General features: G+C 68.0%; 19 protein-coding genes. 8 read left to right on the top strand and 11 right to left on the bottom strand.

Annotated elements, in window-relative coordinates:
* Nucleotides 1–85: 85 nt before the first annotated feature.
* Nucleotides 86–1,477 carry a glycine--tRNA ligase gene (locus tag HMPREF9058_RS04335; protein WP_004565079.1) on the bottom strand — a complete coding sequence of 464 codons (1,392 nt, stop codon included), beginning with the start codon at nt 1,475–1,477 and terminating at the stop codon, nt 86–88.
* Between the two features lie 226 nt (nt 1,478–1,703).
* On the opposite strand from HMPREF9058_RS04335, the gene HMPREF9058_RS04330 reads away from it, so the two are divergent.
* The 4 genes from HMPREF9058_RS04330 (at nt 1,704) to HMPREF9058_RS04315 (ending at nt 5,101) form a co-directional block, all read left to right on the top strand.
* Entirely contained in the window at nt 1,704–2,783 is a 1,080-nt protein-coding gene (locus HMPREF9058_RS04330) for a metal ABC transporter substrate-binding protein (protein ID WP_009747582.1), read from the top strand.
* Between the two features lie 73 nt (nt 2,784–2,856).
* Nucleotides 2,857–3,792, top strand: coding sequence for a metal ABC transporter ATP-binding protein (locus tag HMPREF9058_RS04325; protein ID WP_009405608.1), 936 nt, complete (start codon nt 2,857–2,859; stop codon nt 3,790–3,792).
* Complete coding sequence (locus HMPREF9058_RS04320; RefSeq protein WP_004565082.1) at nt 3,789–4,679, top strand: metal ABC transporter permease; 891 nt, start codon at nt 3,789–3,791, stop codon at nt 4,677–4,679. The genes HMPREF9058_RS04325 and HMPREF9058_RS04320 overlap by 4 nt, the downstream gene beginning before the upstream one ends.
* The gene (locus HMPREF9058_RS04315; protein WP_009405782.1) at nt 4,676–5,101 is read left to right on the top strand and encodes a Fur family transcriptional regulator; all 426 of its coding nucleotides are present in this window, start codon (nt 4,676–4,678) and stop codon (nt 5,099–5,101) included. Before HMPREF9058_RS04320 ends, HMPREF9058_RS04315 begins: the two co-directional genes overlap by 4 nt.
* Nucleotides 5,102–5,401: 300 nt before the next feature.
* Here the strand turns inward: HMPREF9058_RS04315 and HMPREF9058_RS13990 are convergent, their stop codons facing one another.
* Nucleotides 5,402–5,530: a transposase gene (locus HMPREF9058_RS13990; protein ID WP_009405806.1), complete on the bottom strand. Its 129-nt coding sequence runs from the start codon at nt 5,528–5,530 to the stop codon at nt 5,402–5,404.
* 837 nt (nt 5,531–6,367) lie between these two features.
* Between HMPREF9058_RS13990 and HMPREF9058_RS04305 the strand changes: the two genes are divergently transcribed.
* Nucleotides 6,368–8,491 (top strand): hypothetical protein, encoded by a 2,124-nt coding sequence (locus HMPREF9058_RS04305; protein WP_050797989.1) that lies wholly within the window; start codon nt 6,368–6,370, stop codon nt 8,489–8,491.
* Between the two features lie 751 nt (nt 8,492–9,242).
* Here the strand turns inward: HMPREF9058_RS04305 and uppS are convergent.
* Genes uppS through leuA form a run of 3 tightly spaced genes read right to left on the bottom strand, consistent with a single transcriptional unit; the run spans nt 9,243 to nt 12,659 of the window.
* On the bottom strand, nt 9,243–10,103 hold the full coding sequence (gene uppS, locus HMPREF9058_RS04300; protein WP_009406184.1) for a polyprenyl diphosphate synthase: 861 nt from the start codon (nt 10,101–10,103) through the stop codon (nt 9,243–9,245).
* Nucleotides 10,104–10,105: 2 nt separating this feature from the next.
* A complete protein-coding gene (gene recO / locus HMPREF9058_RS04295) occupies nt 10,106–10,855 on the bottom strand; it encodes a DNA repair protein RecO (protein ID WP_009747607.1) in 750 nt (249 codons plus the stop codon).
* Between the two features lie 22 nt (nt 10,856–10,877).
* The gene (gene leuA / locus HMPREF9058_RS04290) at nt 10,878–12,659 is read right to left on the bottom strand and encodes a 2-isopropylmalate synthase (protein WP_009405564.1); all 1,782 of its coding nucleotides are present in this window, start codon (nt 12,657–12,659) and stop codon (nt 10,878–10,880) included.
* A gap of 372 nt (nt 12,660–13,031) precedes the next feature.
* Here leuA and HMPREF9058_RS04285 point away from each other — a divergent pair, with 372 nt between their 5' ends.
* Genes HMPREF9058_RS04285 through HMPREF9058_RS04275 form a run of 3 tightly spaced genes read left to right on the top strand, consistent with a single transcriptional unit; the run spans nt 13,032 to nt 14,946 of the window.
* Entirely contained in the window at nt 13,032–13,886 is an 855-nt protein-coding gene (locus HMPREF9058_RS04285) for an ABC transporter ATP-binding protein (RefSeq protein WP_009406348.1), read from the top strand.
* A complete protein-coding gene (locus HMPREF9058_RS04280; RefSeq protein WP_009747351.1) occupies nt 13,883–14,719 on the top strand; it encodes an ABC transporter permease in 837 nt (278 codons plus the stop codon). The genes HMPREF9058_RS04285 and HMPREF9058_RS04280 overlap by 4 nt, the downstream gene beginning before the upstream one ends.
* 2 nt (nt 14,720–14,721) lie before the next feature.
* Nucleotides 14,722–14,946 (top strand): helix-turn-helix transcriptional regulator, encoded by a 225-nt coding sequence (locus tag HMPREF9058_RS04275; protein WP_020991564.1) that lies wholly within the window; start codon nt 14,722–14,724, stop codon nt 14,944–14,946.
* Between the two features lie 7 nt (nt 14,947–14,953).
* Here the strand turns inward: HMPREF9058_RS04275 and HMPREF9058_RS13005 are convergent, their stop codons facing one another.
* The 6 genes from HMPREF9058_RS13005 to HMPREF9058_RS04250 all read right to left on the bottom strand — a co-directional run bounded on the left by HMPREF9058_RS13005 (nt 14,954) and on the right by HMPREF9058_RS04250 (nt 23,570).
* Nucleotides 14,954–15,301, bottom strand: coding sequence for a type II toxin-antitoxin system PemK/MazF family toxin (locus tag HMPREF9058_RS13005; RefSeq protein WP_009406067.1), 348 nt, complete (start codon nt 15,299–15,301; stop codon nt 14,954–14,956).
* A 391-nt stretch (nt 15,302–15,692) separates the two neighbouring features.
* Nucleotides 15,693–19,265, bottom strand: coding sequence for a bifunctional proline dehydrogenase/L-glutamate gamma-semialdehyde dehydrogenase (locus tag HMPREF9058_RS04270; protein ID WP_009747506.1), 3,573 nt, complete (start codon nt 19,263–19,265; stop codon nt 15,693–15,695).
* Between the two features lie 156 nt (nt 19,266–19,421).
* Nucleotides 19,422–20,612 carry a GTPase Era gene (gene era / locus HMPREF9058_RS04265; protein ID WP_009406336.1) on the bottom strand — a complete coding sequence of 397 codons (1,191 nt, stop codon included), beginning with the start codon at nt 20,610–20,612 and terminating at the stop codon, nt 19,422–19,424.
* A complete protein-coding gene (locus HMPREF9058_RS04260; protein WP_009406262.1) occupies nt 20,605–21,891 on the bottom strand; it encodes a hemolysin family protein in 1,287 nt (428 codons plus the stop codon). Before HMPREF9058_RS04260 ends, era begins: the two co-directional genes overlap by 8 nt.
* Before the next feature lie 7 nt (nt 21,892–21,898).
* Entirely contained in the window at nt 21,899–22,357 is a 459-nt protein-coding gene (gene ybeY, locus HMPREF9058_RS04255) for an rRNA maturation RNase YbeY (RefSeq protein WP_004565094.1), read from the bottom strand.
* Nucleotides 22,347–23,570, bottom strand: coding sequence for a PhoH family protein (locus tag HMPREF9058_RS04250; protein ID WP_254654055.1), 1,224 nt, complete (start codon nt 23,568–23,570; stop codon nt 22,347–22,349). Before HMPREF9058_RS04250 ends, ybeY begins: the two co-directional genes overlap by 11 nt.
* Nucleotides 23,571–23,621 lie beyond the last annotated feature (51 nt).

Here is a 23,621-nt window from a genome sequence, read left to right as displayed (position 1 = left end):
GAGGTGAGCCAGGGACACGGGGCGGGACCCGGATGGTGGCTGGCCGGTGAGACTTCAGTGAGGCTGCCGGCCTGCTCGTTGCTGCTCAGCAGCCGATGAGGCGCTCAGCCAGATAGCGCTCGACGCCCTCGAGCGGGATGCGCTCCTGGGTCATCGTGTCGCGCTCGCGCACGGTGACGGCCCCGTCCTCGGGCGAGTCGAAGTCGTAGGTCAGGCAGAAGGGCGTGCCGACCTCGTCCTGGCGGCGGTAGCGACGGCCGACCGCGCCGGCGTCGTCGTACTCCACGTTCCAGGAACGGCGCAGGCGGGCGGCCAGCTCCTTGGCCGGCCCGGTCAGCTCCTCCTTGCGGCTCAGCGGCAGGACGGCCGCCTTGACCGGGGCGATGCGCGCATCGAGCTTGAGCACGATGCGCTTGTCCACCCCGCCCTTGGTGTTGGGGGCCTCGTCCTCGGTGTAGGCCTCCACGAGGAAGGCCATGAGCGAGCGGGTCAGACCGGCGGAGGGCTCGATGACGTAGGGGGTCCAGCGCTCGGAGCGGGTCTGGTCGAAGTAGGACATGTCCTTGCCGGAGTGCTCGGCGTGGGTGGACAGGTCGAAGTCGGTGCGGTTGGCGATGCCCTCGAGCTCGCCCCACTCCGAGCCGGCGAAGCCGAAGCGGTACTCCAGGTCCACGGTGCGCTTGGAGTAGTGGGAGAGTTTCTCGGCGGGGTGCTCATACAGGCGCAGGTTGTCCTCGCTGATGCCCAGGTCGGTGTACCAGGCCTTGCGGTAGTCGATCCAGTACTGGTGCCACTCCTCGTCGGTGCCCGGCTCGCAGAAGAACTCCAGCTCCATCTGCTCGAACTCGCGGGTGCGGAAGATGAAGTTTCCCGGCGTGATCTCGTTGCGGAAGGACTTGCCCACCTGGCCGATGCCGAAGGGCGGCTTCTTGCGGGCCGCGCTCATGACGTTGGCGAAGTTGATGAAGATGCCCTGGGCGGTCTCGGGGCGCAGGTAGTGCAGGCCGGACTCGTCGTCGACCGGCCCCAGGTAGGTCTTGAGCAGGCCGGAGAACTCGCGCGGCTCGGTCCAGGAGCCCGGCTGGCCGGTGACCGGGTCGGGAACCATGTCGAGGGTGACGTTCTCGGGGTCGAGGCCCTTGCGGGCGGCGTAGTCCTCGATGAGCTGGTCGGCGCGGTAGCGCTTGTGGGTGTGCAGGGACTCCACGAGCGGGTCGGTGAAGGCGCCGACGTGACCGGAGGCGACCCAGGTCTCACGCGGCAGGATGACGGAGGAGTCCAGTCCGACGACATCGTCGCGCGAGCGGACCATGTACTGCCACCACTGGCGCTTGATGTTCTCCTTGAGCTCGACGCCCAGCGGCCCGTAGTCCCAGGCCGAGCGGGTTCCGCCGTAGATCTCGCCGCAGGGGAAGACGAAGCCGCGCCGCTTGGCGAGGTTGATGACGGCGTCGAGGCGTGAAGGGGTGGATGCCAACGGATGCTCCTTCAGGAGTGGTCGTGGTCCCGCCTGGTTGGTGGGGACGAGTGGTGACAGTCTAGGCGGACAGGGGCCGAGCGTCGGTGAGGGGCCCGTCGCACCACCGACGCGCGCACGCGCCCGGGAGGCCCTGCCGACTGCCGTCCAAACCGGCTCTCAGCAGCGCACACGCGGGCTCGCCCCGAGTTTGACGCAGGACCGACAGAGTATGAGAATGATTCGCATGAATGTTTCACAGGCTCGTTCCCGTCGTCTCAACCGCGTCGTGGCGCTCGGAGCCACCCTGATGCTGGCTGCCGGCATGAGCGCGTGCAGCGCCCTGAAGGGCGAGAGCTCGTCAGACGCATCGGCGCCGCACACGATCGCCCCGGGCAAGACCCTGACGGTCTCCACGTCCTTCTACCCGATCCAGTACCTGGCCGAGTCCATTGGCGGCAAGCTCGTCAAGGTCTCCACCGTGACCCCCTCCAACGTCGAGCCGCACGACTTCGAGCTCTCCGGCAAGGAGACCGCCGAGCTGGGCAAGGCCGACATCATCGCCTACGTCCCCGGCTTCCAGCCCTCCCTGGACAAGGCCGTCAAGGAGGTCGGTTCCGGCCCCACCGTGGTGGACCTGAGCAAGCCGGCCAACCTCGTCCACCACGAGGGGGTTGAGGAAGAGCACGAGCACGGCGAGGAGGCCACCGACGGCGCCTCGGCCAGTGCCGCCGCCACCGCACAGGCCAGCGAGGCCGAGCACGACGAGCACGGCCACGACGAGCACGCCGAGGGCGGTGAGGGGCACGACGGCAACCTCGACCCGCACTTCTGGCTCGACCCGGACCGCATGATCAAGGTGGCCGAGGCCCTTGAGGCCTCCTTCGCCAAGATCGACCCGGCCAACGCCAACGACTACAAGGCGGGCCTGGACAAGCTCAAGACGGCGCTGACCGGAGTGGACAACCAGTACAAGCAGGGCTTTACCAGCTGCCAGCACAAGACCTTCATCACCTCCCACGCCGCCTTCGGCTACATGGCCGACCGCTACGGCCTGACCCAGGCCTCCATCTCCGGCATCGACCCGGAGACCGAGCCCAGCCCCGCCGAGATGGCCAACATCAAGTCGGTGGTCGAGAAGACGGGGGTGAAGACCATCTTCACCGAGGAGCTGGTCTCCGACGCCCCCGCCAAGGCGATTGCCGCGGAGACCGATGCGAAGACGAGCGTTCTCAGCCCTCTGGAGTCCAAGCCCGAGCGGGGCGACTACACCGACGCCATGACCAGCAACCTGGAGCGGCTCAGGTCCGCCATGGAGTGCAAGTAGCCTCGGGCCCGGGCCGCCGAGCCCGACGCCCCGAGCAGATGACGTCCCCTCAGATTGGCATGATCGCAACCGTATGACCTCATCATCTCCACCATCACCAGCGTCTGTGACGACGCCGTCCGGTTCCCCCCGGGCGGCGTCGTCCGCGCTCGCCATCAGGGTCCGTGAGCTCAGCGTCGTCCTGGGCTCCTCCCTCATCCTGGACGACGTGAGCCTGGCCGTGGGCGGCGGCGAGTCCGTGGCGATCCTGGGCGCCAACGGCTCGGGCAAGTCCACCCTCGTCAAGGCCGTTCTGGGACTGGTGCCCCTGTCCGGCGGCAGCATCGAGCTCCTGGGCAGCCCCACCTCGCACCGCCACCGGGTCCCCTGGGAGCGGGTCGGCTACGTCCCCCAGCGGATCGGCGCCGGCTCCGGCGTCCCGGCCACCGCCCTGGAGGTGGTGCGCTCCGGGCTCCTGGGGCCGCGCCGGCCCTGGGCAGATCGGGGGCGAAGTGCCAAGAAGAAGGCCATGGCCGCCCTGGACGCCGTGGGGCTGGCACACCGGGCTGCGGACCATGTCCAGGTCTTCTCCGGCGGGCAGGCCCAGCGGGTCCTCATCGCCCGCGCCCTGGTCCGCTCCCCCGAGCTGCTCATCCTCGATGAGCCCCTGGCCGGCATCGACCGCGCCAGCCGCGAGTCCCTGGCCGAGATCCTTCAGGGGCTGCGCGCGCAGGGGCTGACCCTGGTGACGGTTCTGCACGAGATGGGTGAGCTCTCCGACGTCGTCCAGAGGGCGATCCTCCTGCAGGACGGCCGGCTCGTCGCCGACGGCCCGGCCGGCGAGGTCGCTCATCTGCGCGACAGCGGGACCGGTGCGCCCCAGGGCGACCCGCACCGCACACACTCCGACTACGGCGCCGACGGTGACCACCACCCGGACGCCGGCGGCCCTCCGGCCCACCACGCCCCCGTCCTCGACCATCGGCTGCCTGACACGCGCCCTCATTCCGGTAGGAGCACCCGCCCATGATCGAGTTCGTCTCCGACATGCTCGCCAGTCCCCTCATCCAGCGGGCCTTCATCGTGGCGGTCCTGGTGGGGCTGGCCGCCCCGGTGGTGGGCACCTACCTGGTTCAGCGGGGCCTGGCGCTGCTGGGCGACGGGATCGGGCACATCGCCCTCACCGGGATCGCCCTGGGCTGGCTGGCCGGGGCCGCCGCCAACGTCACTCCTCACGACGCCTGGGCCGTGCCCGGGGCGATCCTCATCAGCGTGCTGGGAGCCGTGATGATCGAGGTCATCCGCGCCAACGGCCGCACCCGGGGAGACGTGGCCCTGGCGATCCTGTTCTACGGGGGCATCGCCGGGGGCGTCATCCTCATTCGCGTCGCCGGCGGGACGACGACGAACCTCAACTCTTACCTGTTCGGCTCGATCTCCACGGTCTCGGTCTCCGACGCCTGGTTCACCATCGCCCTGGCCACCCTGGTGCTCCTGGTGGGGCTGGGGCTGCGCGGCCCGCTGTTCGCGTTGTGCCACGACGAGGAGTTCGCTCACGCCTGCGGCCTGCCCACCGGCGCTCTCAACGTGCTGGTGGCGGTGGTGGCGGCGCTGACGGTCTCGGTGTCCATGCGGGTGGTGGGGGCGCTGCTGGTCTCGGCGGTCATGATCGTGCCGGTGGCCATCGCCCAGCTCGTGTCGCACTCCTTCGCCCGCACCATGTACCTGGCGATGGGGCTGGGCGTGGTGGCCTGCGTGTCGGGTCTGACGATCACCTACCTGGTGGCGGCCTCTCCCGGCGCCATGATCGTGGTACTCCTAGTGGGGGGCTACGCCGTCGTCGCCCTCCTGTCCGGACTGCTGCAGCTCGTCAGCCGCTCGCGACGGCACCACATCACCTCAGGAGGCAGATCATGAGCGCAAGCAGCACGGCGCAGCGTCCCCGCGCCACGCGCCAGCGGGCCGCCGTCACCGACATCCTCGCCCGCACCGACGAGTTCCGCTCAGCCCAGCAGATCCATGCCGCCCTGGAGGCCGAGGGCACCAAGGTGGGACTGGCCACCGTCTACCGCAACCTGCAGACGCTGGCGGAGTCCGGCGCGGTGGACCAGGTGCGCAGCGCCGAGGGCGAGGTCCTCTATCGGGCCTGCGAGGAGCAGGAGCACCACCACCACATCGTGTGCCGCCGCTGCGGCTACACCGTGGAGGTTTCCGGCGGCGGGCTGGAGGAGTGGATTCAGCGGGTCTCGGCCCGGCAGGGCTTCACCCAGATGGAGCACACGGCGGAGTTCTTCGGCCTGTGCGCCACCTGCTCGACCCAGGACGCCTCACAGGACTGAGCAGGTCTGACTGACCCGGTGTCCGAGCCGGGTTGTGCCAGGCGACTGTTTTCAGCCCTCTGCTGCGTTATCTCATGACTTGTGAGACCTCGGACCGCCATAGCACCTGAAGACGCCGATGAGGCAGGTTGAGTGGGTTTGGAAGTCGATGTTCTGGCAGATCAACGAGATGGGCAATCACACTCCGCCGCGATAGACAAGCCGACGCACTCTTCAGGATCGTGTTGGCTCTTCGCAGCTCTCGGACCTCTTTCTCACGCTCCCCAATCCGGGCCACCTCATCGGTGGTGATTCCCAACCTCAGACCACGTCTACCTGAGCCTTCTTGACCCAGGACCGTAGAGTTTCGGGGTGAACGCCCAACTCCTCGGCGATCCTGAGTACCACCCCCTTAACCCACACCGGATTGGACAGCGGCTCCAAGACCATTCTCGTGGCCCGCTTCCGCAGTTCATCGGGCTACTTCGTCTGTCCCATGACAATGATCCTTCCTTGCCATCGCTGCCTCCATCAAACCCGGGGCAGTTGACACCTCTATAATAACCACCGACCCAACACCGCCACCCTAAGCCCACCCACCCCTCACCCACCTAACCAACCCCCCGATCAGTACAACGAGTTAGGGCGCCCGCGGCGGGATGCCGTAACCCGAACGATAGGCGGCGGTGTGCTGGCTCTACTCCAGTAGTCTGCTAGCGAGACCCCGTCGAGCGACTCAACGCAGTCAGGCTCGCGGTGACTGGCAGTCAAACTTGCAGGGGCTACGGTCCCTCCCGTTGCAGCAGATGGAGCAGTAGTCAGCGCCACGAGGAACTGTTCGTGTGTCTTCATGAACACCGAGGAGAGAGGTTGAAGGGAATGGGTAAGAAAAAACGCCGACGGCCAACACAACGCAGGGCAACACGACCGCCGGCTGACCCGCATGTGCAGGCGGTCCTCAACTCCGTTGGCGCGCAACTCAGTCTGTGTGCTGAGCTCCTGTCCGCAGAGGACCCGTCTGCCCATGTCGAGAAACGGTTAGCCGACGCGATTGAAGATCTGGCGGCAGCAATCGCCGAGTTCGATCCAGTGCGTGTCGTCGAGGTTGCGCGGATCAGGTGCCTCCCATGGTCCTTTCTTCCCCAAGCGGGGGCATCTGAGGCAGGTTTGACCCGCGCTGAGGTATTGGCCCTTCTAGCGATCACGGGTCACGGAAGCCTCGCTGGCAAAGCGGGACCTCCTGCCTCGCCGGAGCCCCCTGAGTGTCAAGAGCCTAGTTGCAGGGACTTGCGGATCCAGCCTATCACCGACGCTGTCCACCGCAGGATAGAGGCTGTAGATGCTATCCTACACCTTGAACAGACCAAGGCTCTCCTAGACAGGGACCCGGAAGATGAAATCGGTTTCATCACGGCGAAGGTGCGTGGCGCTGAAGTCTGGATGAGGAACTCTTCTTACCCCGACCAGGTTGAGATCACCGTAAGAGAACTTTTCACTAACGAAGACGTTGACCAGGCCCTCAGGGCGGATCTCGGATTCGGCGTCGATGAAGCCTTTCGAGCTCTACAGGGATGCCATAAGATTCAGGTAGACCGATTCAGTGGCCGCATGAACAAATGGCGTGACAACATGACTGGCGCCATGCAAGCGCACCCCCAGGGCCTCAACGAAGAAGAGCGCACCCACTGGATCGGAGAGTGGCAGAACTTCTGGGAGCCTGAAAGCCAGTTCATCACCGTCAGCACGCAGGAGGTCGCTGACTATACAGGTCTGGACAGCGCCGCGGTCCAGGCTGTGTTCGAGTTTTTCAAAATAGACCTGAGCGGATCGACACCACGGTCAGTGATCGACGCCTTTGCAGCCGGGGATAACCCGCTGCGGACCAACCCGGTCATCGCCGGTATGGATGGACGTTTCATGCTCGTCCACGATGCCCACATCGTCGTCGCTGTCCGCGAAGCCTTCGAGCAGCACCTCAAAGGCACCCAGGCCTGGGACAAGTACCAAGCGCACCGAGGAAAGGTCCTTGAGGAACGAACCGAGGCGGCGCTCACCCGTGTCCTCCCTGGCGCAACTGTCCTACACGGCTTCGAGTACTACGTGCCTGCTACCGAGGCCGAAGAAGCGGGTCCGGTCGAGGGCTACACGAAGCGCGTCGAAGGTGATAATCTCTTCATCCTCGATGACGTCGCCATCATCGTCGAAGACAAGGCAGTCGCCATCGCTCCGGCCGCGAGAGCAGGAGACACACGGCGCCTCCGAAACGACCTAAAACGCATCATCGAACGAGCAGTCAGTCAGGCCCGGCGCCTTCGGGACCGCATCAAAGCTGACCGAGGACTCAGACTCCACGGAGTGGAGTGGATGGACTTGAGCTCCGTTCGAGAGATCCACATTGTCGCAGTAAGCCTCGAGGACCTTGCAGCGACGACGACCGGTACGGCCGAACTCATCAAAGCCGGTTTCATCGACAAGGACTGCATCGCTTGGACCGTCTCCCTGCACGACCTAGATCTCATCGTTGAACTCATCGACCACCCGTCCGAGTTCCTCCTCTATCTCCGACGCCGCACCGATCCTCTAACGACCGTCATCTATACCGCGTCCGACGAACTCGACCTCTTCCTTCACTTCCAACAGAAGGGCCTTTACGTCGAACCGGACCCAGACGAACTCCGCAAGCAACACCCGTACCTTCCGGCAATAACGGCCGCAGAACGCCGACGCTTTAAGAGACAGGCACCCGAATACATCACGAGCCTAACCGACCAACTTGACGCATGGCACCGTCAACGTATCGTCGTGGAATCAGGAAGCCCCCACGGCGCCGGCGAAGCGGCAAAACTCGACTTCGCAAAGACTTTCACCGTCAAGAAACCAACGATGGGACCTAGCCCGCTCCGAGAACTCTTGGACGAGCTGAAAGCAAATCGAGCGTTCGCATGGCTGAGCATCGGCGCTACTCTGCTGTCAGGAGCTAAGACCACACAGCAACGAATGGCGCGCATACCTCGCGATCTGTTGGACGACCCATTTGAAGATGGTCGCGGAAGATCCGTGACCATACCCATGGTTGACGCCCGCGGCGACGGCTGGGTCCTAGCCTGGATCACACGGCCCCCATCCAAAGACTTCGACGAATTTGCCCACGAGATCAGCACCTATATTCAGGCAAAAGCACATCAATGGGGAATGCGACGCGCAGCTGCTTTCCTCTACGACGAAGCAACCCACGCGCTAGGTCGCACCCTTTACGAGTCACACCTCGGCGACCTAGAACCTGAAGTAGAGGCAGCTCTCTCCAAGTTACGGCCTGCGGACGCGTTATCTGCGCCACGCCCTCCGAAGACAAAGGGCCGTGCGAGAAACCGATCGTCAGCGAAGCGGAAGCGGAAGGGCGGACGTTGCTAGCCCCTCGAAGAACTCCCGCGGGGGATAGCCGTAAAGTGCTGCGGCTTGACGTAACCCAGACAACCCGCTCCCTTGCCTTCACCACGGGTGACAGTCGATATCGTCCGAGTCGCGTGAGCATTGGGACAATTGAGAGATGACGTACCTCGCATTCTCTCGCGGGAGGTACGGCTCGGGCGCGCGGTCAAGTTTTGCTTGCGCCGTCAGTGTGAGCGTCGTAAGGAGTGAGGCATCAGAGCAGCACGGAGCAAGCCAGGAAGCTCGCTCACCGTCGCTCCGACCCCGTCCCCCGAGACTACTACCAGCGCAAACGCAACCAGGGGAACCGCCACAACTAAATCGTCCTCACCCTGGCCCACCGCCGCTTCCTGACCCTGCACACCATGATCCACAACAGCCCCCTCGACAACCCGCAACCTTCGACACAGCTACCCACCGCCACTTGACGCAGCATGTAGGGGCCCCGAAGACTCGATCCCACAGCGGCTCGGTGTCCACAGCGCTGACATCAGCGGCTTCGCCGCGGAAGCCGCCAGCGTGAATCGTTGGAATTCTGGGGTTTCTTCTCGAAGTACGGCGCCTGAGCGAGGTTGATGTCAGCGTCATGGACACTGGCGCCCCGTCACGCCTCTTCCTTCGTGCCCGCCATCGATTCCAGGCCAAGTTATCCCACCCCGGAATCCCGCAGGAGCGAGCGTCTCAGCAGCCATGACACTCACATGTCTTAGATGTGAAGAGACAAGACAGTTCCCTATTTCCCGTCGATGTGCGGTTCCTCGTCGTCCTCGGGGTCCTCGGCGCCGGCCGGTTCCTCGTGCAGCACCTTGTCCACGGCCCCGCCATAGCGGCGCTCACGTCCGGCGTAGGCCTCACAGGCCTTCCACAGCTCGGTGCGGTTGAAGTCGGGCCAGGCCAGGGGCGAGAAGTAGAGCTCGGCGTAGGAGGAGGACCACATGAGGAAGTTGGAGGTGCGCTGCTCGTCGCCGGTGCGGATGAACAGGTCCACGTCCCGCATGGTGGGTGAGTAGAGATAACGCTGGATGGTCTTCTCGTTGATGGAGGAGGCCTTGAGGCGGCCGGCGGCGACATCCTCGGCAATGGCTCGGGCGGCGTCGGCGATCTCGGCCCGCCCGCCGTAGTTGATGCACAGGTTGAGGACCAGGCCCGTGTTGTGCGCAGTGACGCGCTCGGCCTCACGCAGCTCGTGCAGGACGGACTTCCACAGGCGCGGGGTGCGCCCGATCCAGCGCAGCCTGACGTTCCAGGAGTTGAGGACGTCGCGCTGGACGCGCAGGACCTTGCGGGCGAAGCCCATGATGAAGCGGACCTCGCCGGGTGAGCGCCGCCAGTTCTCGGTGGAGAAGGCGTAGACGCTCAGCTCCTTGACGCCGATCTCGATGGCGCCGGCGGCGACGTCGAGCATATTGGCCTCCCCCACCCGGTGGCCCTCGGTGCGGGGCAGGCCGCGGGCGTTGGCCCAGCGACCGTTGCCGTCCATGACGACGGCGACGTGCTGGGGCAGGGAGCCGGCCGGCAGCACGGGTGGGGTCAGGCCGGGCCGGTGCAGGGGCGGGGCGGCCTCGACCGTCATGTCTCTGGCGACGTCTGTCATGGTTATGCCCTTTCCACCAGTGCGAGGGAGCGCAGGCGCCGCTCCAGGTACCAGGTCGTGTAGGCCGAGACGAGTCCGGAGGCCTGGGAGCGCTCGCGCTGGCCGGAGGCGTCGGCCACGGCCCAGTCGCCGGAGAGCAGGGCGCCCAGGAGCGCCATCGTGGCCGGCTCGACCTCGACGGCGCCGGCCGAGCGGCAGGACTCGCACACCGCGCCACCGGCCTGGATGTGGAAGGCCCGGTGGGGTCCGGGGGCGCCGCACAGGGCGCAGTCGTAGCACGAGGGCGCCCAGCCGCCCAGGGCCAGGGCCCGCAGCAGGTAGGAGTCCAGGATGAGTCCGGGGGCGTGGCGGCGGTGGGACATGGCGGCCAGGGCCCCGGCCAGCAGCAGGTACTGCTGGGGGCTGGCCTCGGTGCCCAGGTCTCCGTCGTCGGCGCTGAGGCGCTCAGCGGTCTCCACCATGGTCGAGGCGCAGGTGAACATGGCGTAGTCGGCGCTCACGGCTCGGCCGAAGGGGTCGATGATCTCGGCCTGGGTGACGACGTCGAGGGTGCGTCCGGCGTGGAGCTGGACGTCGGTCATGGAGAAGGGTTCCAGGCGGGCGCCGAAGCGGGAGGTGGTGCGGCGCACCCCCTTGGCCACGGCGCGCACCTGTCCGTGGTGGCGGGTGAGCATCACGATGATGCGGTCGGCCTCGCCCAGCTTGTAGGTGCGCAGGATGATCGCCTCATCCCGGTACAGCCTGCTCGTCACGGGCGCAGTCTCTCACGCCCTCTCAGCGCAGGGCGCGATTGATGGCGGAGATGACGGCCTTGAAGGAGGAAGTGGTGATGGAGGGGTCGATGCCCACGCCCCACAGGATCTGGCCGTCGACCTCGCACTCGACGTAGCTGGCGGCCTTCGCGTCGCGTCCCTCGCTCAGGGCGTGCTCGGCGTAGTCGAGGATCCGCACGCTCAGGCCTGTGCTCTCCAGGGCGGTGACGAAGGCGTCCAGGGGGCCGTTGCCGGAGGCGGTCAGGTGCTTCTCCTGGCCTCCGTCGACCAGGGTGACGGTGAGGGTGGAGTCCTCGTCATCACCGGTGGAGGTCAGGGTGGCCCCACGCAGCTCGAAGCGGCCCCAGCGGCTGAGCTCGGCCTCGGGGGCGGCCGCGGCGGGCAGGTACTCGTCGGCGAAGATCGACCACAGGCGGTCGCCGTCGACCTCGCCGCCGTAGGTGTCGGTGTGGCGCTGGACGATGCGGGAGAACTCGATCTGGAGACGGCGCGGCAGCTCGAGCTTGCGGGTGGTGCCCAGCAGGTAGGCGACCCCGCCCTTGCCGGACTGGGAGTTGACGCGCACGACGGCCTCGTAGGAACGGCCCACGTCGTGGGGGTCGATGGGCAGGTAGGGCATGGCCCAGGGGACGGCGATCTCCGCCTCGGCGTCGGTCAGCCCCTCGGCCTGCTTGGCGCTGACCTGAGTGTTGCGCGCCGCGAAGCCCTTCTTGATGGCGTCCTGGTGGGAGCCGGAGAAGGAGGTGTAGACGAGCTCGCCGGCGTAGGGGGTGCGCGGGGGCACGTCCATGCCAGTGGCCCGCTCGACAGTGCGGCGGACCTCGTCGATGTCGGACAGGTCGAGCATGGGGTCCACGCCCTGGCTGAAGAGGTTGAGGGCCAGGGTCACCAAGTCCACGTTGCCGGTGCGCTCGCCGTGGCCGAACAGGCAGCCCTCGACGCGGTCGGCGCCGGCCATGAGGCCGAGCTCGGCGGCGGCCACGCCCGAGCCGCGGTCGTTGTGGTTGTGCAGGGACAGGCACACGGACTCACGCCGGGGCAGGTGGCGGCTCATCCACTCGATCTGGTCGGCGTAGACGTTGGGGGTGGCGCGCTCGACGGTGGCGGGCAGGTTGAGGATGATCTCGCGGTCCTCCTCGGGCTCCCACACGTCCATGACGGCCTGGCAGACCTCGAGGCTGTAGTCGAGCTCGGTGTCGACGAAGATCTCCGGGGAGTACTCGTAGCCGAAGATCGTGTCCTCGTCGAGGACCTTCTCGGCGCGGGCCATGATCTGGCGGGTGCCGTCGACGGCGAGCTCGCGGATCTGGTCGCGGTCCATGCGGAAGACGACGTTGCGGAACAGGGGCGACAGGGCGTTGTAGAGGTGGACGGTGGCCCGTGGGATGCCGATGCAGGCGTCCAGGGTGCGGTCGATGAGCTCGCCGCGCGACTGGGTGAGCACGGAGATGGTGACGTCCTCTGGGATCGCGCCGTCGTCCACCAGGGAGCGCACGAAGTCGAAGTCGGTCTGGGAGGCGGCCGGGAAGCCGATCTCAATCTCCTTGAAGCCCATGCTCACGAGCAGGTCGAAGACGGCGCGCTTGGCCTGGGGGCCCATGGGCTCGATGAGGGACTGGTTGCCGTCGCGCAGGTCGGTGCTCAGCCAGCGGGGGGCGGCGGTGATGCGCTTGTCCGGCCAGGTGCGGTCGGGCAGGTCGATGGAGACGACGTCGAGGAAGGGCCGGTACTTGGCGAACGGCATACCGGAGGGCTGCTGGGGGGCGGGGCGGGCGTTGCGCATCAAGACTCTCCTGGGTGAGGTGCTTCGTGATTCGACGGCGGTTCCCGGAAGACTCGTCTGACTCCTGAGGAACACAGCCGCGAACGTGGCCGGGCAGGACGAGTCAGCCGCGGTCGGGGTGCCGGCCTGTCAGGCCCCGCCGCGGCGACTAAGCAGGAGGCTCACCTGGTGGCCTGGAGTCGCTCGCACGGCGTAGACCCTACCCCGATGAAGACCCGTCGTCAGGTAAGGGGGTCGCGTGGGACCGCAGAGTGAGACAGAGGGTGCAGAGGCTCCTCCGCGAGCCATGTCTCGCACTCTGACGCACACCAACACCATGATGTAGCATCTCTACTATATTCAGTTGCGCTTCTACTCAGGAGGGTTTGTGCGATGACTCCAGTCATCACCACGGAGAACCTCGAGTTCTCCTACGGGGACACCCCGGTGCTGCGCGGCATCGATCTGTCGGTCGAGGCCGGCGAGGTCGTCTGCCTGCTCGGCCCCAACGGCGTGGGCAAGACGACCCTCGTGGAGAACCTGCTGGGATCTCTGACCCCGACCGCCGGCAGGGTGCGTGTGCTCGGCACCGATCCGCGCCGGGCGGGTGCCGACTTCTGGGCGAGGGTCGGGCTGGTGCAGCAGAGCTGGACCGACCACGCCAAGTGGAGGGTGAGGGACCAGCTGGAGTGGATCCGCTCGGTCCAGCTGACGGCGGCGAGCCGAGTGAGCAGCGTCAACGAGGTGCTCGACGCCGTCGGCCTCAGTGAGAAGGCCGACTCCCGGTTGTCGAGGCTCTCCGGCGGGCAGCGACGCACCATTGACTTCGCGGCCGCCCTCATGGCCTCACCCGAGCTCCTCGTCCTGGACGAGCCGACGACCGGACTGGACCCGGTCTCCAAGGCGCGCCTGCACGACCTCATTCTGGCCCGGGTCGACGACGACGCCACCATCGTCATGACCACCCACGACCTGGCCGAGGCCGAGCACCTGGCCTCTCGGGTGCTCATCATGAACGAGGGACGGATCCTCGCCGACGGCACAGTCACGGCGCTGCGCGAGCGCCTCGACCACGGCGCCGAGATCACCTGGGTCCAGGACGGGACCCACCACGTCCACTCCACCCACTGCCCCGAGCGCTTCGTCAAGGAGCTCGACCTCGACGCGATCACTGGGCTCACCATTACCCGCCCCACCCTGGAGGAGACCTACCTCTCCCTCGTCAGCAGCAAGGAGCCCCAGTCATGAGCACTCGCACTTTTCTCGCAGTTCTACGCGCGGCCCGTCGCCAGGCGGCCCTGGACCTGCGAGCAGGCATTGTCGGGTCGAGCGTCGCATTGCTGGTCTCCGTAAGCGCCATCGTGATCGTCGGCAAGAACAGCCAGGTCGCAACCGCGGCCCACGCGGCCTTCGGCCCCATGTTCCTCGCCGGCAGCATTGGCACGATCAGCTGCTTCATCACCTTCCATATCGCCAGCGAGGCCTACGTCGACCGTATCGGTGGAGCCCTGCTGCGGGTGCGCGTCCTGCCCTACGGTCCGCTGACGTGGGCAATCGGTAAGACAATGTCCTCAGTCACTCAGACCCTCGTCTTCCAGAGCGCCATTCTTCTCGGGGGCGCACTGTTCGTTGAGGCACTGCCCCTGAGTGCGCCCCAGGTGCTGGCCTGCCTGCCGCTCATGGTGCTGTCAGCCGTTGCGACAGCCCCGCTGGGCTTCCTCGTGGGTGCCTTCGTCCGCGGCGTCTATAGCTTCATGGCCTCCTACCTGCCCATGTTCGCCCTGATCGGAACGAGCGGTTTCTTCATGCCCATGGACCGGCTCCCCTCCTGGCTGCAGGCGGTTCAGCTGGCGCTGCCAACGTACTGGTCGGGGCACTTGACCCGTTGGGCGCTGGTGGGTGACCCCTCATGGGAGGTGGGCCGAGCCTTCTCACCAGTGCTCGCCGTCGGGGTCCTGGCGGCATGGACGGTTCTCGGCTTCGCGGGAGCCTCGTTCATCGTGCGGCGCAGCTTCCGCAAGGAGACGATCGGTAGTCTGGCGCGCGTGCAGTCCACCATTCGCTCCCAGACCGGTCTGTGACCATGTCCGACGACGTCGTCCACAACCGGATCGCGGTCCTGCGCGCCGACCGCCGGGTGAGCCGCCGTGAGCTGGCCGAGGCCCTCGGCGTCCACTACCAGACGGTGGGCTACCTCGAGCGTGGGGAGTACGCCCCCTCGCTGCACCTGGCCCTGCGCATCGCCCGCTACTTCGACGTGCCCGTGGAGTCGGTCTTCTCCCTGGAGGAGTTCCCCCGCCTGACGTGAGACACCATCACAAGGAGAGATGCAGGATCAGAGCCTCATTAACCATTTTCATCAGGCCACTGGGTAACCAGCCGACAACCTCGCCGACTCTCTCCACAGCAATCGATCGAACGTGCTCCGCCTGAGCCTTGGAGTCCTTGGGCAAGCCGGTTGCCTCCGAGGGGAGGAAGACCTGAAAGGGAAGAACTCGCGAGGTTGAGCTGGTCAATGGGACCACTGTCACCACGCCGCGACCAAGACGTGCGGCCGCCGCATTGGCGTGGTCATTACTTACTATGAGCGCAGGTCGACGCTTGTTCGCCTCACTGCCGACAGAAGGATCAAAGTCGACAAGGCGGATTTCACCTCGTAGCATCCTCACCTCTATCGATCCCGTCAGCGACCGTACTATCCCAGACGGTTGCATCCTCAGAGGCATCCCAGGAGGACCAGGCCTCAGCGTAAGCATCCTGAAGATCAGCTTTTCCGAGCAGGCGGATGGCATTCTGAATACCAGCAGACCTCGACGCCAAACCGTCACGCTCCACGCATCGGTCCAGCAGAATGAGGTCACTCTCCGACAAACTCACACTTAACTTCATACCTGCATGCTACTCGGGTAGCATCATCAGGGGCAAGAGGACAAAGAGCCTCATCAGGCCGCTCGGAGGCGTTACTCGCAGTCGGGTGGTGCCCTCCCCATCTGGGGGAGGGCACCACCCGATTACTCGGTTCGACGAGGTGTCCGCGTCCCGGCGCCTACCTCCCTACAGGAGGCCCTCGGCCAGGTCCAGCGGGGTGCCAAAGCGGTGGTTGGTGATGGCCACCGCCTGCTCACGCAGGAAGGGCAGCAGCTCGGAGTGCGGGCAGGCCGTCACGGCCCCCGTGTACAGGGCGATGTCGGGGCTTCCGCCGGTCACCCGGCTGGCGTGGCTCCAGCGGGCGGCGGAGGTCTCCTCACGCGGGCCGAGGATGCGCACGCGCGTTCCCAGCCCGCCGGATGCGGAGAGCTCGGCCAGGCGGGCGTCCCAGGCACCCTGGTCCTCAACCGCCACCTGGACGCCGGCGGCCTGCAGCGCGTTCTGCAACGGCTGGGGCAGACGGTCGGCCACGGACAGGCTGACGAAGCCACCAGCCCGCACACCGGCCGCCATGACGCGCACGATGTCGGCCAGCTCGGTTCCCGCCCCGGCGCGCACAAGCACGTCAGTGGGCCGGTAGCGCAGGACATTGCGCTCGCAGGCCAGTGCCGTGACGTCGCGGTTGACGCCGTAGGCGCTCCTCCAGGCGGAGGCGTCGGCCACCAGGGCCCGGCGCAGCCCGGCCAGGTCGGCCTCGCCCAGCTGGCCGCTGACGGCGTCGCACAGGCTCGCCACGCGCGGATCCAGCGCCGCGGTGCCCTGACCGGCCAGCTCCTTCACGTCCTGGCCGTCTGCGGGCTCCACGTCCCCCAGGCCCAGCAGGTAGGAGGGCCCGCCGGCCTTCGTCGTCGAGCCGATGGCCGAGCGCTTCCAGCCGCCGAAGGGCTGGCGGCGCACGATGGCCCCGGTGATGCCGCGGTTGACGTAGATGTTGCCGGCCTGGATCGAGTCGAGCCAGACGGCCAGCTCGGCCGCGTCGAGGGTCTGGAGCCCGGAGGTGAGCCCATAGTCGACGGCGTTGACCGCCTCGATGGCCTCCTCAAGGGTGTCGACCCGCATGACACCGATGACCGGCGCGAAGTACTCGGTGAGGTGGAACTCGCTGCCGGGCACGACCCCAGCGCGGATACCCGGGGTCCACAGGCCGTCACCGAGGTAGCGGGGCTTGAGGACCCAGTGCTCACCGACCCCCAGAGTGGTCAGGCCGCGCACGGCCTTCTCATCGTCGGGCACGACGACGGGCCCCATCTGGGAGTCCAGCGACAGCGGCAGGCGCACCCGCAGGGAGGCGGTGGCGTCCACGAGCTGGCGGGCGATGCGCTCGGACTTGCCGGCCGAGGAGACCAGGACCAGCAGGGAGGAGGCCGAGCACTTCTGGCCGGCGTGGGCGAAGGCCGAGTAGACGGCGTCGCGCACGGCGATGTCGGGGTCGGCCGAGGGAGTGACGATAATGGCGTTCTTGCCGCTGGTCTCCCCCAGCAGGTGCATGTCCGGCTTCCAGGAGCGGAAGAGGCGGGCCGTGTCATAGGAGCCGGTGAGGACCACGCGGTCGACGTCCTTGTGGGTCACCAGGTGGCGCGAGACCTCCCCGTCCTCCAGCGGGGCGAGCACCACGAGGTCCTCGGGGATCCCGGCGTCGTGGAAGGCGCGCACGAGCTCGGCCGCGCAGCGTCGGGCCGGCGGGGCGGGCTTGAGGATGACGGCGCTGCCGGCCGCCAGGGCCGCGGCCACTCCCCCGGTGGGGATGGCCACCGGGAAGTTCCAGGGCGAGGCGACCACGGTGACGTCCACCGGGGCGAAGCGGGCCCCGACCATGTACTCCGGGTCGTGCAGGAGCAGCGAGGACTCGGCGTAGTGGTGGCAGAAGTCGATGGCCTCACTGACCTCGGGGTCGGACTGGTCGATGGTCTTGCCGGCCTCGGAGCCGGCGACCTCGATGAGCTCGGCGCGCCGGGCGGCCAGGACGTCACCGACACGGTGCAGGGCGGCGGCACGCTCCTCCGGGTCCAGGGACTGCCAGACGCCGGCCGCCTCGGCCGTTGAGGCCACCAGGGAGTCGACGTCGGCGTTCGTGGCCAGGCGGGCGGCGCCGGCCTCCACCTCGGCCACGCCCCGCGTGGAGCCCGGGATGGCGGCAGCGATGTCCCGGGCCCACTGGCGGTTGGCGGCCAGGGCCGGGTCGGAGTCGGCCTCGGAGACGAAGGGCCTCCTGGCGCGCTCGGCGACCGTGCCGGTCTCCTCAGGGATGCCCGCCTCCCGCTCGGCGAGCCGGTTCTGGGTGCGGTTGGGCACCGGCACCGGGGCGTCCGGGTCGAGGTCGGACAGGGCCGCCAGGAAGCGGTCGCGCTCGCGGGCGAAGATCTGCTCGTTGCTGGCCAGGTCGAAGACGCCGGACATGAAGTTCTCCGGCGCCGCGTTCTCCTCCAGGCGGCGCACCAGGTAGGAGATGGCGACGTCGAACTCGTGGGGGTCGACGACGGGCACGTACAGCAGGAGGTGTCCGGTGTCGCGGCGCACGACCTCCTGGATGCCGGTGGCCATGCCGGAGAGCATCTCGAACTCGACGCTGTCCTCGACGCCGCGTGCGGCGCGCAGCTCGAAGGCGAAGGCGATGTCGAAGAGGTTCTGGCCGGCCACGCCCAGGCGGATGTTGCGGGTGCGCTCGGGCGTCATCGCCCAGGAGAGCATGCGCTTGTAGTTGGTGTCGGTGGCCTGCTTGGAGGGCCAGGTGGTCAGCTCCCAGCCGTGGATCTCGGCGTCGACCTTCTCCATGGACAGGTTGGCGCCCTTGACGATGCGGACCTTGACGCGTGAGCCGCCGGAGGCGACACGCTTGGCAGCCCACTCCTGGAGGCGCTGCATGGCGCCCAGGGAGTCGGGCAGGTATGCCTGCAGGACGATGCCGGCCTCGTAGCCGCGCATGTCCTCCTGGTCGAGGATCGCGGTGAAGACCGCGATGGTCAGGTCGAGGTCCTTGTAGTCCTCCATGTCCAGGTTGAGGAAGGTGCCGTGGTCGCGCGCCAGGCGGTAGAGGGGCAGGAGGGCGTCGACGCCGTGGGCGACGACCTCCTCGAAGCCCCAGGGGTTGTGGGGGCCGGTGACGGCGGAGACCTTGACCGAGACGTAGTCGACGTCCTCTCGGGTGACCAGGCGGGAGACCTCGGCCAGGCGGCGGGATGCCTCCTTCTCCCCCAGGACGGCCTCACCCAGGAGGTTGACGTTGAGGCGGTTGCCGCCCTTGCGCAGGCGGGCGAGGGCGGGCCCGAGTCCCTTGTCGGTGGCGTCGACGACGAGGTCGCCGACGATCTCCCGGAAGACTCGCCGGGCGACCGCGGTGACGGTGCGCGGGGCGAGGCGGGAGGCGGCCGATCCCAGCCCCATGGCTCCGGCCAGGGCGGGCGGCAGGAAGTCGGTGCGCCCTGCCGACAGGCGCTTGAGGGCGGTGCTGGCGACGTCGAGGTCGGTGGGACGCACGACGTCGTCGACGAAGCGGGTGGTGAATGTCAGGCCCTCGGGGTCGGAGAGGATGCGGGAAAGGAGCTTGGCTGAGCGCGGTACCGGCTCGGATGCCGACTCGTCAGCCCACCGGCGTGCTCGGGCGACGGCTTTCTCGCCCAGCGCCCACAGGTCGTCGGGGCAGCGGCGTCCTGCGTTACCTGAGTCGGTGCGGGGCTGACTGGGAACGGCGGTGTTCGTCATGCGTGTGGCCTCCAGGTCGATGTGACATCGGACCCTCCAAGTGTGCGTGACAACACCCCTTATGCGCGACCGATTCGAGCATCAAGTCGCCACGTGTCGCAAGTCCCCTTGGTCCCAGATGCCGTCCGTACCGTTGCACCGACAGCGTGGGGAGGCTCAGAAACCGAGGCGGGCCAGGGCTTTGGGGTCGGACTGCCAGTCCTTGGCGGTGCGCACGTGCAGGTCGAGGTAGACCTTGCGGCCCAGCAGCTGCTCAATGCCCTTGCGGGCGGTGACGCCCACCTCCTTGAGGCGCCGTCCGCCTTTGCCGATGATGATGGCCTTCTGGGAGTCGCGCTCGACGACGAGGCTCACGCGCACCTGGAGGCGGCCCCCGGCGCCCTTGATGCGGCCGACCTCGTGCTCGTCGTCGGGGTCGGCGATCTCGTCGACGACGACGGCCAGGGAGTGGGGCAGCTCGTCGCGCACACCCTCCAGGGCGGCCTCGCGCACGAGCTCGGCGATCATGACCTGCTGGGGCTCGTCGGTGATCTCACCGGTGGGGTACAGCGGCGGGGACAGGGGCATGTACCCCAGCAGAACCTCCTCCAGGACGTCGATCTGCTCGTTGCGCTGCGCTGAGACCGGGACGATATCGGCCCACTCCCCCAGCTCGCTGACGGCCAGGAGCTGGGCGGCCAGGGCCTCTCGGGTGACGGTGTCGGCCTTGGTGACCACGGCGACCACGGGGGTGCGCAGCTCGGCGAGGTCACGGGTGATGAAGCGGTCGCCGGGGCCGATCTTCTCGTTGGCGGGGATGCAGAAGACGACGACGTCGACGTCGGTGAGGGTCTCGCGCACCAGGTCGTTGAGGCGCTTGCCCAGCAGGGTGCGGGGGCGGTGGAGGCCGGGGGTGTCGACCAGGACGATCTGCGCGTTCTCCTTGTGGATGACGCCGCGCACGTTGTGGCGGGTGGTCTGGGGGCGTCCGGAGGTGATGGCGATCTTGGCGCCGACCATGGCGTTGGTGAGGGTGGACTTGCCGGCGTTGGGGCGGCCCACGATGCAGGCGAAGCCGGCGCGGAAGTCCTCGGGGAAGTCGGGGACGACGATCTCGACGCGGGTGGAGTCGGAGGCGCCGTCCTCGTCGTCGGGCTCGTCCTCGCCGTCTTCCTCGTCGTCGGGGTCGGTGAGCGGGTTGGGGCCGTCCATGAGCTCGGCGTCGGTGGGGAAGCGGAAGCCGGCCGGGGCGGGGCCGGGCGCGGGCATCTCGAGGGGCTCGGCCAGCAGCTCCTCGGGGGCTTCCTCGGTGGGCTGGGGCTGGTCGTCGTGGGCTGCGGGGGCGGTCTGGTCGGCGGTGTCAGTCATCGGTGTCCTCTTCGGGTGCGGGGGTGCGCGAGGCGAGAATAGTGGAGACCTGGCGGCGGCGGCCGGTGGCCTCCTCGGCCTGGAGGTGGACGCCCTGGGTGTCTCCGGCGGCGCCGGGCAGGGGGACGCGGCCGATGGCCTTGGTGAGCAGCCCGCCGACGGTGTCGACGTCGTCGTCGTCGATCTCGAGGTCGAAGAGCTCGCCGAGCTCGTCCAGGGCGAGTCGGGCGGGGACGCGGTAGGTGCCGGGGGCGACTTCGACGACCTCGGGCAGCTCGGGGTCGTGCTCGTCGGTGAGCTCGCCAACGACCTCCTCCAGGAGGTCCTCCATGGTGACCAGGCCGGCGGTGCCGCCGTACTCGTCGACGGCCAGGGCCATGTGGAAGCGGCCGGTCTGCATCTCGCGCAGGAGGTCGTCGGCGGGTTTCATCTCGGGGACGTACTCGGCGTCCCGGGCGAATCCGGCCACGGCGAGGGCTTCGTGCTCGGGGTGGGCGGCCAGGCGTCGCAGGACGTCCTTGAGGTAGAGGATGCCGCGCACGTCGTCGGCGTCCTCCCCGATGACGGGGACGCGTGAGTAACCGGAGCGGATGAACAGGCGCATGGCGGCGGAGGCGGGCTTGTGGGCGTCGATGGTGACCATGTCGGTGCGTGGGACCATGACCTCGCGCACGAGGGTCTGGCCGAGCTCGACGACCGAGCGCATCATCTCGCGGTCCTCGTCCTCGATGGTGTCGGTCTCGCCGATCTCGTCGATCATCTCGCGTAGGTCCTCGTTGACGGCCTCGCGGGTCTCGGCGTCGGTGGGGGCGGACTCGGGGCGGCGGGTGCGGGAGACGAGGCGGCGCTGGGGGGCGGCCAGGATGTCGACCCAGGTGAGCAGGCCGCCCAGGGCGAGCAGGGTGGCGGCGGGGTTGCGCCGGCCGTAGGTGCGTGGGGAGAAGCCGACGACGACGCCCAGCAGGATGATGTTGGCCAGCAGGGCCAGGGCCAGGACCTGCCACCAGGCGCGCACGAGCCCGGAGGCGGCCAGGGTGATGAGGACGGCGGCGAGCATGTCGACGGCGACGCGGGCGACGCTGAGGGCGCCCAGGACCCGGGTGCGGTGCTCGGCCAGGCGGCGGACCCGGGTGGCTCCGCGGCGGCCCTCCTCGATGAGGTCGTCGGCGGCGGCGCGGGTGAAGCGCAGCAGGGCGGACTCGCCGGCTGACAGGAGGGCACCCAGGGCCAGGACGATCACCGCGCAGGCGATGAGCGCGGCGGTGGGGATGCCGGTCACGCGGGGCTCACTTGCCGCGCTCGGCCAGGAAGGTCAGCAGGAGGCGGCGCTGGAGGTCGAACATCTCCTTCTTCTCCTCGGGCTCGGCGTGGTCGTAGCCCAGGAGGTGGAGGATGCCGTGGACGGTGAGCAGGAGCATCTCCTCGACGGCGGAGTGCCCGGCGGCCAGGGCCTGCTTGGCGGCGACCTGCGGGCACAGGACGATGTCGCCCAGGGTGCCGGCGGGGGTGGGCGAGTCGGCTGAGCCGGGGCGCAGCTCGTCCATGGGGAAGCTCATGACGTCGGTGGGGCCGGGCAGGTCGAGCCAGCGCACGTGGAGCTCTTCCATGGGCTCGGGGTCGATGAACATGATGTTGAGCTCGGCGGCGGGGCTGACGTGCATGGCGGTCAGGACGTGGTCGGCGAGGGCCGCGAACTCGGCGGCGTCGATGACGGTGGTGGTCTCGTTGATGACCTCAGTGGTCATGCGGGTTCCTCTCCGAGTAAGGCCGGGCGGGGCGGTTGCTGCTCCCCCGACGGTACTGGCTGTTGCGGCCGCTGCGGCCAGGCGGTCCGGCGGGTCGGGCGGCGGCGTCCTGGGCGGCGACCTCGGCGTCGTGGCGGGCGTAGGCCTCGATGATGCGGCCCACGAGGCGGTGGCGTACGACGTCGGCCGACCCGAGCTCGCAGAAGCTGATGCCGTCGACGCCGGCGAGGATCTTGCGCACGACGATGAGGCCGGACTCGCGTCCGCCGGGCAGGTCGACCTGGGAGATGTCTCCGGTGACGACCATGCGCGAGCCGAAGCCGAGGCGGGTGAGGAACATCTTCATCTGCTCGGGGCTGGTGTTCTGGGCCTCGTCGAGGATGACGAAGGCGTCGTTGAGGGTGCGTCCGCGCATGTAGGCCAGGGGTGCGACCTCGATGGTGCCGGCGGCCATGAGGCGGGGCAGGGCCTCGGGCTCGAGCATGTCGTGGAGGGCGTCGTAGAGGGGGCGCAGGTAGGGGTCGATCTTGTCGGTGAGGCTGCCGGGCAGGAAGCCGAGGTTCTCGCCGGCCTCGACGGCGGGGCGGGTGAGGATGATGCGTGAGACGCGTTTGCGGGCCAGGGCGTCGACGGCCTTGGCCATGGCCAGGTAGGTCTTGCCGGTGCCGGCCGGGCCGATGCCGAAGGTGATGGTGGATTCCTCGATGGCGTCGGTGTAGGCCTTCTGGCCGAGGGACTTGGGGCGGATGGTGCGGCCGTGGGAGGTGAGGATGTCGTCGGTGAGGACCTCGGTGGGGCGGGCGGCGGTCTCCAGCAGGCCGACGGCGCGCTCAACTGCGTCCGCGGTCAGGGGCGTGCCGGTGCGGGCGACGTCGATGAGCTCGGAGAGCAGGACGACGACGGTGTCGACGCGGGCGGCGGGGCCCGAGACGGTGACGGCCGTGCCGCGCACGTGGATGTCTACGTCGGTGAAGCCCTTCTCGATGGCGCGCAGGACCTCGTCCCGGGCACCCAGGAGTGTCACCGGAGCGACGTCCTCGGGCAGGGTGAGGGTGCGGACCACCGTGGAGTCGGGGGTGGTGGAAGCGGAGTGAGCGGCAGCCGAGTCGAATGTTGAGACGGCCGGGGATGCGGGACCTGCTGGGCTCAAGGGGCTATCGGCTGAGGAGGTCATCGCCGGCGAACCGGCTGCTGCGGTGGGCGGTGTCGTCATCACTGTCGATCCTAGATGATTGGCCCTGGAGACGCCGAGGGCACCTCGCAC

The sequence above is a fragment of the Actinomyces sp. oral taxon 175 str. F0384 genome (assembly GCF_000223355.1).
In the GTDB taxonomy this organism is placed as follows: domain Bacteria; phylum Actinomycetota; class Actinomycetes; order Actinomycetales; family Actinomycetaceae; genus Actinomyces; species Actinomyces oris.
This window is presented reverse-complemented; position numbering and strand designations above follow the sequence as displayed.

What these genes read in the sequence shown, in the direction of transcription:
- HMPREF9058_RS04280 (WP_009747351.1), top strand. Translation starts at nt 13,883, where the DNA reads ATGAGCACTCGCACTTTTCTCGCAGTTCTACGCGCGGCCCGTCGCCAG.
- HMPREF9058_RS04315 (WP_009405782.1), top strand. Translation starts at nt 4,676, where the DNA reads ATGAGCGCAAGCAGCACGGCGCAGCGTCCCCGCGCCACGCGCCAGCGG.
- HMPREF9058_RS04285 (WP_009406348.1), top strand. Translation starts at nt 13,032, where the DNA reads ATGACTCCAGTCATCACCACGGAGAACCTCGAGTTCTCCTACGGGGAC.
- HMPREF9058_RS13005 (WP_009406067.1), bottom strand. Translation starts at nt 15,301, where the DNA reads ATGCTACGAGGTGAAATCCGCCTTGTCGACTTTGATCCTTCTGTCGGC.
- HMPREF9058_RS04270 (WP_009747506.1), bottom strand. Translation starts at nt 19,265, where the DNA reads ATGACGAACACCGCCGTTCCCAGTCAGCCCCGCACCGACTCAGGTAAC.
- HMPREF9058_RS13990 (WP_009405806.1), bottom strand. Translation starts at nt 5,530, where the DNA reads ATGGTCTTGGAGCCGCTGTCCAATCCGGTGTGGGTTAAGGGGGTGGTA.
- uppS (WP_009406184.1), bottom strand. Translation starts at nt 10,103, where the DNA reads ATGACAGACGTCGCCAGAGACATGACGGTCGAGGCCGCCCCGCCCCTG.
- HMPREF9058_RS04325 (WP_009405608.1), top strand. Translation starts at nt 2,857, where the DNA reads ATGACCTCATCATCTCCACCATCACCAGCGTCTGTGACGACGCCGTCC.
- HMPREF9058_RS04275 (WP_020991564.1), top strand. Translation starts at nt 14,722, where the DNA reads ATGTCCGACGACGTCGTCCACAACCGGATCGCGGTCCTGCGCGCCGAC.
- HMPREF9058_RS04320 (WP_004565082.1), top strand. Translation starts at nt 3,789, where the DNA reads ATGATCGAGTTCGTCTCCGACATGCTCGCCAGTCCCCTCATCCAGCGG.
- HMPREF9058_RS04330 (WP_009747582.1), top strand. Translation starts at nt 1,704, where the DNA reads ATGAATGTTTCACAGGCTCGTTCCCGTCGTCTCAACCGCGTCGTGGCG.
- leuA (WP_009405564.1), bottom strand. Translation starts at nt 12,659, where the DNA reads ATGCGCAACGCCCGCCCCGCCCCCCAGCAGCCCTCCGGTATGCCGTTC.
- HMPREF9058_RS04250 (WP_254654055.1), bottom strand. Translation starts at nt 23,570, where the DNA reads ATGACGACACCGCCCACCGCAGCAGCCGGTTCGCCGGCGATGACCTCC.
- ybeY (WP_004565094.1), bottom strand. Translation starts at nt 22,357, where the DNA reads ATGACCACTGAGGTCATCAACGAGACCACCACCGTCATCGACGCCGCC.
- era (WP_009406336.1), bottom strand. Translation starts at nt 20,612, where the DNA reads ATGACTGACACCGCCGACCAGACCGCCCCCGCAGCCCACGACGACCAG.